Origin of the sequence: Blastomonas sp. AAP25, from assembly GCF_001295965.1 — a bacterium.
Taxonomy (GTDB): domain Bacteria; phylum Pseudomonadota; class Alphaproteobacteria; order Sphingomonadales; family Sphingomonadaceae; genus Blastomonas; species Blastomonas fulva.
Genome location: NZ_LJHP01000013.1, coordinates 74,362 through 84,358 on the forward strand (window position 1 = coordinate 74,362; position 9,997 = coordinate 84,358).

Below are 9,997 nucleotides of genomic sequence, written 5' to 3' on the forward strand. Positions count from 1 at the left end.
TCATCATGCGATGACCCGGCCCTTTTTGTTTGCTCACCGGCAGGTGACCCGGCCTGTTGCCGTCATCCTGGACTTGTTCCAGGACCCATCGTGCCCCCAAGAGCCGAAGCCACAATCCGGAAAAATGGGCCCTGAAACAAGTTCAGGGTGACGAAGATGGTCCCGTCCCGGCGAGGATGAACCTCAAAGCTTGCCGAACTTCGCCTCGAACCCGGCTATATCGCCCTTGGCGAGGAAGCCGGCCTGTTCGATCCAGGCATCGCGGGTGATGCGGCCCTTGAAGGTGCCGAGATAGGGATCGACCTCGGCGACATCGGCGGCGGTCCAGGTTGCAATCTGGTCATAGCGCGACACGCCAAGTTCGCCGAGCAGCGTGTTCAGCTTGGGGCCGATGCCCTTGATCTTGCGCAGGTCGTCGGGCTCGCCGATGGCGGCGGCGATCCGCGGCGTGCCGCTGGCCTGGGCTTCCTGGGCCTGGGCGGCGATCTGGGCGTCGACATCGGCGGTGGAGAGTGGCGCGACCGTGTGATCGAGCGCTGCGCCCATCGTCGGGACGATCGCGGGCGGCGCTTCGACCGCGGCGTGGCCATGATCGTCGTGGCCATGGCCGTGATCATGCCCGGCGTCGTGGTGTCCGGTGCCACCACTGCGCCCGACCAGCGCCCAGATGACGATCATCGCGACGACCACCAGTGCGGCGATCAGGAAAAAAAGCTGCTGTCCATCCATGGGAAATCGAGGCCTTTCATCAACGCTGCCGCCTTGAACCGAAGCGGCGCGGCTCTGCCCATATCGGCTTCAGCGATTCGTGACCAGTGCCGCGGTGCGTGCCAGACCGGATTGCCGGCGGCTCAGTTGAAGCGGTCGCGCTCCTCGTCGATCTGGTCCTGGATATTGCGCGCATCGGCGCAGGCGCGCTCGTCGCCGTCATCGCATTTGCGCAGCGCCTTGTCGCGCTGGCGCTGCAGCTTGCCCAGCCGCTCTTCGGCCTTGCGCATCGCGCGGCCGCGGTTCTCGTCGGCTTCCGACTGGCTGGTGGTGGCAAGGTCGACGCCCTTGGAGACGATCTTGACCGGGGCGGTGACCACCGCACCCACGGCGCTGGCGATGCAGCCGGAGAGCGCAAGCGGCGCCAGCAACACGAGCGGATACAGGAATTTCATCGATTCGACCCTCCGGCGCGCAGATCGAGCGCCCGCGCGCCTCCCTGCTATAGCCCGGCTGAGCCGATGCTGAACCGCTATTTCAGCAGGTCGAGCGCAAAGGCGCGAATCTCCGCGCCGATGTCCTCACGCTCCAGCGCGACGGCGATGTTCGCCTGGACATAGCCCGCCTTGGATCCGCAGTCATAGCGCTTGCCGGCAAAGGTCACCGCGTGGAACGGCTGGGTGCCAATCATCCGCGCCATGGCGTCGGTCAGCTGGATTTCGCCGCCCGCGCCCTTTTCCTGCGTCTTCAGCGTCTGCATGACCTCTGGCTGCAGAATGTAGCGGCCTGAAATGATGAGGTTGGACGGAGCGTCTTCGACCTTCGGCTTTTCGACCAGCCCGGTCACTTCGGTGATTGCGCCGTCCTGTTTGCCCGGAGCGATCACGCCATAGCTCGAAACCGCCTCGCGCGGGACCTCGAGAACGCTGATCAGGTTTCCGCCGAGGCTCGCATAGGCATCGACCATCTGCTTCATGCAGCCGGGCGATCCGACCATGAACTCGTCGGGCAGGAAGATCGCGAATGGTTCGTCGCCGACGATGTCGCGCGCGCACCAGATCGCATGGCCCAGCCCGAGCGGCTCCTGCTGGCGCACATAGGCGCAATTGCCGGGGCCAAGCCGGGTGGGTTCGAGCACATCGAGCGACTTGCCGCGTTCGCGCATGGTGTGCTCGAGCTCGTACGCGATGTCGAAATGGTCCTCGATCGCGCTCTTGCCGCGACCGGTGACGAAGATCATCTGCTCGATCCCCGCCTCGCGGGCCTCGTCCACTGCATACTGGATCAGCGGGATGTCCACGACCGGCAGCATCTCCTTGGGGATTGCCTTGGTGGCGGGCAGAAAGCGGGTGCCGAGACCGGCCACCGGGAACACAGCCTTGCGGATGGGCTTCACGTCGTATCCTTTTGTCTACACCCCGACGACGCCCTGCCTTGCAGCGCGGTGCGGCACTGTCAAGGCGACAGTGCCGCGTCGGCGGGAGAGTGCAGGCCGGGCAGGGTCAGCCCTTGACCCGTGCGGCGAAGCTCTTGCGCAGCTTCTGCAACTTGGGCGGGATGACGGCGAGGCAATAGGGATTGCGCTGGCCTTCGCCATTCCAGTATTCCTGGTGATAGTCCTCGGCCGGATACCAGGTGGTTGCCTCCTCGATGGTGGTGACGATCGGCGCGGGCCAGTTGGGCTGGTTGCGGCTCATCGCGGCTTCCGCCTCGACCTGCTGCGCGGCATCGAGCGGGAAAATCGCCGAGCGGTACTGCGTGCCGACGTCATTGCCCTGGCGGTTGAGCTGCGTGGGATCGTGCGTCGCAAAGAAGATGTCGAGCAGGTCGGCATAGCTCAGCTGTTCGCTGTCGAAGGTGACGCGGATCGCCTCGGCATGGCCGGTCGTGCCCGCACACACCGCCTTGTAGGTCGGGTTTGCCACTGTGCCGCCGATATAGCCGCTTTCCACCTTGCTCACTCCGATGACGTCGTTGAAAACGGCCTCGGTGCACCAGAAACAGCCTCCGGCGATGATGGCGGTTTGTTGCGTCATGTGAAATCGTTCCTTTTCAATTCTCCCCTCCCGCATGCGGGAGGGGTGGCCGAAGGCCGGGCTGGGCCTGAGCAGAGGTTCGTGCTTACAGGCCCACCCCGGCCCGGGAAGCCGGGCCTGCCCCTCCCGCATGCGGGAGGGGAGAGAGTGTGAGCTTTAGATAGCGCGCGATGCTCGCTGCACAAGTTCCTCAACCGGCAACAGGCGCTATCGCCGCCGATTTCGGATCATCATCCTGCTCGCCGCCGCGTGCGATCAGCAGGTACATCACCGGGGTGACGATGCGCGACAGCAGGGTCGACGAGATCAGCCCGCCGATGATCACGCTGGCGAGCGGCGCATAGAGCGATCCGCCGAAGATCGCGAGCGGCAGCAGCCCGCCGATGGCTGTGACCGAGGTCAGCAGCACGGGCAGGAAGCGCACCTCGCCCGCGCGCTCGATCGCTGCGCGCAGCCCCATGCCCTCGCGGCGCAGCTGGGTGGTGAAATCGACCAGCAGGATCGAGTTCTTGATCTCGATCCCGACCAAGGCGACAAAGCCGATGATCGCCATGTAGCTCAGCGATGCACCCGTGACGAACAGCGCGACGAAACCGCCAAAGGTGCCCAGCGGGATGACGCCTGCCACCACGATCGTCTCACGAAAACGGCCGAATTCGGCGACCAGTACCGCAAAGATGCCGAACAGGGCGATCAGGATGATCGGTCCCAGCCCGCCGAACACGGTGGCGATCGCCTCTGCCTCGCCGCCTGCCGATACGCGATAGCCCGGCGGCAGCTTGAGCTCGGCCACCTTGTCCATCGCCTGCTGGCTGATTCGCGAAGGCAGCGCGCCTGGCTGGGCATTGGCGGTGATCGTGACCGAGCGTTCGAGCTGATAGCGCTGGATCTGCGGGGGCACGCTTTCCAGCCGCGGGGTGCTGATCTGCGACAGCGCGATTGCCTCGCCGGTGCGGCTGGCGACATAAATCTGGTCAAGCGCGGAAATCGGCTGAGAACCGCTGAGCGGCAGGCGCACGACGACGCGGTAGCTGTCGCCCTCCTCATCGCGGAAGGCTGCAGCGTTCTCGCCCGACAAAGCCAGCCGGACCGCGCGGCGCGCTTCGCCCGGCGCGATGTTGAGCATCGCCGCCTTGGCCTCGTCCAGTCCGACGTCGAGATCGATGCCGTTGGTGGCAACGGGGTTGATCACGTCGCGCGCCCCGGGGGTCGCGCGCAGGATCGTCTCGATCTTCGCGGCCAGGCTGCGCAGCGTCTCCAGATTCTCGCCGGTCAGCCGCAGTGCCACGGGCGATGCGATCGGGGCGCCGTTCTGGAACAGCTCGACATTGAACCGCGCGCCGGGAATCGCCTCGAGCCGTTCGCGGATGCGCTGCACCATCTGCGGGCTCTGCTTCGGGTCCCAGCGATCCATCACCGCGAAGACCTCGCCGAAATTGGGCCGCTGATCGAGCGCGAAGACGTTGTAGAACACCTGCGGGTTGGAACTGCCGACATTGGTGGCGCGCACCTTGATGTCGCTCTCGCGCGCCAGCACCGCCTCGGCCTTCTTCACCAGCGCATCGGTGGTGGCGACTCCGCTGCCCTGCTCGGCATCGACGGTAACCCGGAAATAGGCGGTATCGGCATAAGGGAACAGGCTGAAGCCCAGCACCGGGATCAGCGCGAACGCCGACAGCGTCAGCGCCATCGATGCCCACAAAGTCTGGCGCGGCTTGTCCAGCGCGCGGTGCAGGATCGGGCGGTACAATCGTTCGATCTGGTGGGTCAGCCAGCGCAGGATCGCGTTGCCTTCCGGGTCCTCGTCACGCGAGAGAATGCGGCTGGCGAGGAACGGGATGATCGTCAGCGAGATCACCAGAGAGGCGAACACCGTGAAGATGATGGTGTAGATGAACGACTGGGTGAACTTGCCCGCGCCTTCGGGCAGGAACAGCAGAGGGGTGAAGGCGAAGATCAAGACGCCGGTCGAGCCGAGCACCGCAGGCGTGATCTCGCGCGTCGCATCGATCGCTGCGATCGACCGGCGCTTGCCCATGCGCAGGTGCCGCGAGATGTTCTCGGTCACCACGATCGAATCGTCGACCAGCAGACCCAGCGCGACGATGAAGCCTGCGACCGCGAGCTGGCTCAAGTTGAACCCCATCACGCTGATCGCCAGCAGCCCCGATGCCAGCGACAGCGGGATCGAGATCATCACGATCACCGAGGCACGCCAGCCCAAGGGCAGCAAAGTGAAGATGACCAGGAACAATGCGATCGAGAAATCGCGGGTCAGCTCGCGCAGGCGATATTCGATGTCGCGGCTCTGGTCGAAGATCTGCTCCAGCCGGATATCGGGCGGGAAGCCGGCCTGCTGCCGCCTGAGCTCGGCATCGAGCGAATCGCGCAGCCGGATGACGTCGTAGCCATCCTTCTGCTGGATCGATAGGAAGATCGCGCGCTTGCCGTTGAAGCGGGTGATGTACAGTTGCTCGGCATTGCCCCAGTCCACCGTGGCGACATCGGCAATCCGCAGCAATGTGCCGTTGCCCGCGCGGATCGGCAGGTTGCGGATGGTTTCGAGATCACGATAGGCGCCGCCGGCCTCGACGTTGAAGCGTCGCCCGGCGCTCTCCACCGCGCCCGGCGGAAGCTCCGCCCCGCCGCGGCGCAGCGCATCGGCGATGGCCGAGGGTGCAAGCCCCAATTCGGCGAGGCGGCGGCTGTCGATCGAGACCTGCACCTCGGGCTGGGGCAGGCCGTCGATCACCGTGTTGCGCACACCCGGATAGCGCACAAAGGTATCGCGGATATCCTCGGCATATTTCTGCATCCGCCGCCAGCTGGCGGTCTCGCTGACCATGGCGAGCTGCAGAACCGCTGCCTCGGTGGTGCGCGCCTTGCGGTAGCGCAGCTCGGTGATGCCCTCGGGCAGCTGGTTGCGGATCGCGCTGACTTCGCGCACGACATCGTTGAAATACTGGTCGGGGTCGCCGTTCCAGTCGAATTCGGTGGTGATGGTCACGAAGCCGTCGGTGATTCCGGTGCGGATCTCGTCGATGTCGTCGATCCCGCGCAGCACCTCCTCGACCGGCTTGGCGATGGTCTGCTCGATATCGGCGGCATCGGCGCCGGGCAGCGCGATGATCACGGTGACCACGGGGATCGGGAAATGCGGATCGACCGAGCGCGGGATGGTGAACAGCGAGGTGAGCCCCAGCGCGGCGAGCAGCATGAACGCCACCAGGCTGAGCTGCCACCGGCTGATCGTGAAGGCGGCAAGGTTCATGGCGCGCGTCGGTCTGTCTGCACCGGAGGCGTCACCGGGCCGTCATGGGGGCGGGCGCGGGCTGGCGGGTCCGGCTGGGCTGGCGGGTCGCCAGCGGCTTGACCCGTGCGCCATCGACCAGCAGGCCAAGCCCGCTCGCCACGATCCGGTCGCCGGGCTTCAGCCCGCCGGTGATGACCAGCTGGCGGTCATCGATCCTGCCGATCTGCACCGCGCGCGCGCGCACCCGGCTGGCCTTGGCGTCGAGCAGATAGACAAACCCCTCGCCTGCGCGGACGTTGAACACTGCGCTCGCGGGGATGGCGAGGCCGGTGTCCTGCGGCTGGGCCGCAACGCGGAACTGCACGGTGCCGATCTGGCCCGAGCGCAGACCGGGATTGGCGGGCAGCGCCACGGTCACCTCGAACGCGCCGGAGGTCGGGTTGGCGCGGGCGTCGATCTCGCTGATCGTGCCTTCGATCACCCCTTCGGCGATGCCAGACAGCGTCACCTGCGCGGGCATTCCGGGGGTGAGGCGGCTGATGTCGCTGTCGATCATCGGCGCGCGCAGCACCATGCCGCCGCTGGTTTCGCCCAGCACCACGATCTGCGTGCCCGCGGCGACCACCTGTCCTGGTTCTGCGGTGCGCGCCAGGATGATCCCGCCCGATGGCGCGATGATCCGCGATGTGCCGCTGGCGAACCCTGCGTTGCTCACCTGCGCGGTTGCCGCGCGCGCCGCCGCCTCGCTGCGCTCGAGCTGGGCGCGGGTGACCCAGCCCTTTTCGAACAGCTGCTGGAAGCGGCCAAGCTCTGCCTGCGCGCGCTGCTGCTCGGCACGTGCGCTTTCGAGGCCGGAATTGACCTGGGTCGCATCGAGCGCCGCGATCAGCGCGCCCGGCACCACCCGGTCGCCCTCCTCAAACCGGATGCTGGCGATCTTGCCCGCGCTGGTGAAGCCCAAAGGTGTCTCGTAGCGATAGCGCACCGTTCCGGCGGCGGTGATGGTCTTGGATGTCGCCGCCGGTTGCACGATCGCGAGAGTCACCGGATAGACCTTCTCGCTGCCCGAAGCGGCCGAGGCGGATTTCTCTTCCGAGCAGGAGGCCAGCGACAGCGCGGCCCAGGACAGCAACAGGCCCAGCGTCATTCTGGCGGCGACAGGGGAAGGAAAGCGCATATTGGGTTTCTATATGCAACCAGTTTGGCTGGCAAGCGTCAACCTTGGTATGATCCGCGAGAAACTGCAGTTCCCGGCAGGGGTTAGCAGATTGTTAAGCACGTCTGGCTAGCTGTGGTGACCGCACTCCTGCCGGAGTTGCCTTTGGGACCAACCGCACCATGTGGCGCATCGCTCAACTGAAATCCCAACATGAAGCCTGCCTGGCCATCGTTCAGGACATCCAGTCCCGGTCCACCCACATCGCAGACCGCCCCGGCGCGGTCGAAATCACGCTCATGCTGGCGCGGCTGACCGGCATCCTGCGCATCCACCTCGCGCTGGAGGACGAGATTCTCTATCCGGCGCTGCGCAAGTCGAGCCACCCGCGCACGGCGGAGATCGGCGAACGCGCATGGCGCGAGATGGGCGGGCTGGCCGATGTGTTCCTGGACTTTGTCGATCGCTGGAAGCGCGCTGATGTGCTGCTCGCGCAGCAGGCCCGGTTCCGCAGCGAATCGGCCGAGGTGTTTACGGCGCTGGCGCAGCGGATCGACATGGAGCACCGCGAGATCTACCCGCTCGCCGAGCAGATTGCCGCGACGCGCGCGGCCTGATCAGCGCGGCCGGGTCCACAGCCCCTCGCGGCTGACCGGATCGGGACGCGATGCCGCCTGCCAGCCGCTGCGCGCCAGCCAGCCGATCTTCTGCCCGCCCGTGGTGATCACCCGGTGATCCCAGGCCTGCGCGCCGCGGCGGCGCACCTCGCGGGCGATGTCGCCATAGATTCCCGCTGCAGCCAGCACCGCCCAGCGCGCGCGGAACGGCAGCTTTTCCGCCCCCACCCGCGCCGATGCCTCGTGCGCCTCCGACCGATCCGCCAGCCGCGCCGCCAGCGGCACCAGCTGCGAGCGAAGCCAGGGTTTCATGTGCTGGCCCGGCGGAATGTCCATCTCTGCCAGCCACTCCATCGGCAGATAGCAGCGCCCCATCGAATCGTCCTCGGACAGGTCGCGCGCGATATTGGCGAGCTGGAACGCCAGCCCCAGATCGCAGGCGCGGTCTAACGTGGCGTCGTCCTCGGGATCGACCCCCATCACGATCGCCATCAGCAGCCCGACGGCCCCTGCGACATGATAGCAATACTGGTAAAGGTCGTTTGCGCTGCGCGGGCGCCATTCCTGCGCGTCGAGATCGAACCCGTCGATGACATCGAAGATATAGCGGTGCGGCAGGCGGCACTCGGCAGCGACCACCGCCAGCGCGGCGAAGGCCGGGTCGTCGGTCGGCGCGCCTGCGAGCGCAGCCTGGGTCTGTTCGCGGATATAGGCGACGCGGGCGTGCGCGTCGGTGACCGCGCTCATGCCATGGCCCATGTCCTGCCCGTCGGCGAGGTCGTCGCACTTGCGGCACCAGGCATAGAGCAGCCAGGCGCGCTCGCGGGTGGGGGCATCGAACAGCTTCGAGGCGAGCGCGAAGGATTTGGAGCCGCGCGCGATCGAATCGCGGGCGTAGGCGACGAGGGCTGCGCGATCAAAGCCCCTCCAGCTGAGGGGAGGGGTTGGGGTGGGGGAAGGAGTCACAGCCCCGCCCGATCCTTCAAAGATCATCCGCCGTCATCGCGAAGATCGTCCGGTGCGGCTGATAGGCTTCCATCTTGGCGAGCAGCCCGTCGAGCGTCTCGTCGACGATCAGGATGTCAGCATGCTGCGGGCGGATGAAGCCGACCTCGATCATGTGGCGGTTGAACGCGATCAGCTCGTCGTAGAAGCCGTTGATGTTGAGCAGGCCCACAGGGTCGGTGTGATAGCCCAGTTGCGACCAGCTTATCGCCTCCCACAGTTCGTCCATCGTGCCCACCCCGCCGGGCAGCACGACAAAGCCGTCGGCCAGATCGGTGAACTTCTGCTTGCGTGCGTGCATGCCGGGGACGACGTGCAGCTCGGTGCAGCCCTGGTGCGCGACCTCGGCCTGGACCAGAGCTTCGGGGATGATGCCGATCACTTCGCCGCCCAGATCGAGCGCGGCATCGGCCACTGCGCCCATCAGCCCCAGCCGCCCGCCGCCATAAACCACGCCGATCCCGCGCCCGGCGAGCGTCGCGCCGACCATGCGGGCGTTCTCGATATAGACGGGGTCGGAGGGGGTAGCGGAGCCGCAATAGATGGCAAGGCGCTTGAAGGGGGCGGTCATGGTGAAAGGATCCTGGCTCGAGCGGTATTCGGCTGATGGCTGATCGCTTAGCCTTCGACACGGCCGACGAAAAGGCGAATTGCCACCGGCACTGAGTTTTTCGGTCCCCTGCGAAGGCAGGGGTCCATCTCCTACCCAGGCCGGATATGGCAGCCGTTTGGAGATGGGCCCCTGCCTCCGCAGGGGACCGGGTAATTCAACCGACCCCCCTCACTCCTGCGGCAGGCCGTCGGCGATGGCGTAGTAATCACCCTTGTCTGCGGTGAAGATATGCACATGCAGATGCGTGTCGGTGGGCGCATCGAACGCGCCCATCGCGACCGCCATCGAATCGCGCTGCGGCGGGTCCCAGAACAGGAAGCTGCCGCAGGTATCGCAGAACCCGCGCCGCACCTTGGGGCTCGACTGGTACCAGCGGATATGGTCCGCGCCGGTAATCGCAAGGGCGCTGCGCTTGACGTCGGTCGAGGCCCAGTAATGCCCAGATTGCTTGCGGCACTGCCCGCAATGGCACGCATCCGGGCCCTTGAGCGGGGCCGAGACGGTGAAGGTGATCGCACCACAGAGGCATGATCCGGTGTGCATGATATTTGCTCCGTTCTCAAATCCTCCCACAGCTTGCTGGGGGAGGGGGACCGCCCGCGCAGCGGG

10 protein-coding genes are annotated in these 9,997 nt (G+C 66.2%); 1 reads left to right on the forward strand and 9 read right to left on the reverse strand.

All coding sequences use genetic code 11. The annotated features are described in order from the left end of the window. Positions 1–183 precede the first annotated feature (183 nt). The 6 genes from IP68_RS11185 to IP68_RS11210 form a co-directional block, all read right to left on the reverse strand. On the reverse strand, positions 184–729 hold the full coding sequence (locus IP68_RS11185; protein ID WP_054135068.1) for a hypothetical protein: 546 nt from the start codon (positions 727–729) through the stop codon (positions 184–186). 122 nt (positions 730–851) lie between these two features. Continuing rightward, positions 852–1,163 carry a hypothetical protein gene (locus IP68_RS11190; protein ID WP_054135069.1) on the reverse strand — a complete coding sequence of 104 codons (312 nt, stop codon included), beginning with the start codon at positions 1,161–1,163 and terminating at the stop codon, positions 852–854. 77 nt (positions 1,164–1,240) lie between these two features. Then, on the reverse strand, positions 1,241–2,104 hold the full coding sequence (gene galU, locus IP68_RS11195) for a UTP--glucose-1-phosphate uridylyltransferase GalU (protein WP_054135070.1): 864 nt from the start codon (positions 2,102–2,104) through the stop codon (positions 1,241–1,243). Between the two features lie 106 nt (positions 2,105–2,210). Next, on the reverse strand, positions 2,211–2,744 hold the full coding sequence (msrA, locus tag IP68_RS11200) for a peptide-methionine (S)-S-oxide reductase MsrA (protein ID WP_054135071.1): 534 nt from the start codon (positions 2,742–2,744) through the stop codon (positions 2,211–2,213). A gap of 190 nt (positions 2,745–2,934) precedes the next feature. Beyond that, positions 2,935–6,015, reverse strand: a complete 3,081-nt coding sequence (locus tag IP68_RS11205; protein ID WP_054135072.1) for an efflux RND transporter permease subunit — start codon at positions 6,013–6,015, stop codon at positions 2,935–2,937. Between the two features lie 31 nt (positions 6,016–6,046). Further along, on the reverse strand, positions 6,047–7,174 hold the full coding sequence (locus IP68_RS11210) for an efflux RND transporter periplasmic adaptor subunit (RefSeq protein ID WP_082382302.1): 1,128 nt from the start codon (positions 7,172–7,174) through the stop codon (positions 6,047–6,049). Between the two features lie 161 nt (positions 7,175–7,335). On the opposite strand from IP68_RS11210, the gene IP68_RS11215 reads away from it, so the two are divergent. Then, on the forward strand, positions 7,336–7,770 hold the full coding sequence (locus IP68_RS11215) for a hemerythrin domain-containing protein (RefSeq protein WP_054135074.1): 435 nt from the start codon (positions 7,336–7,338) through the stop codon (positions 7,768–7,770). Here IP68_RS11215 and IP68_RS11220 read toward each other — a convergent pair whose 3' ends face one another. The 3 genes from IP68_RS11220 to IP68_RS11230 form a co-directional block, all read right to left on the reverse strand. Further along, positions 7,771–8,736, reverse strand: coding sequence for a phytoene/squalene synthase family protein (locus IP68_RS11220; RefSeq protein WP_231683928.1), 966 nt, complete (start codon positions 8,734–8,736; stop codon positions 7,771–7,773). It lies immediately after the preceding gene. 16 nt (positions 8,737–8,752) lie between these two features. Next, positions 8,753–9,346, reverse strand: coding sequence for a TIGR00730 family Rossman fold protein (locus IP68_RS11225; protein ID WP_054135075.1), 594 nt, complete (start codon positions 9,344–9,346; stop codon positions 8,753–8,755). A 210-nt stretch (positions 9,347–9,556) separates the two neighbouring features. Then, positions 9,557–9,931: a GFA family protein gene (locus tag IP68_RS11230; RefSeq protein WP_054135076.1), complete on the reverse strand. Its 375-nt coding sequence runs from the start codon at positions 9,929–9,931 to the stop codon at positions 9,557–9,559. Positions 9,932–9,997: the final 66 nt, after the last annotated feature.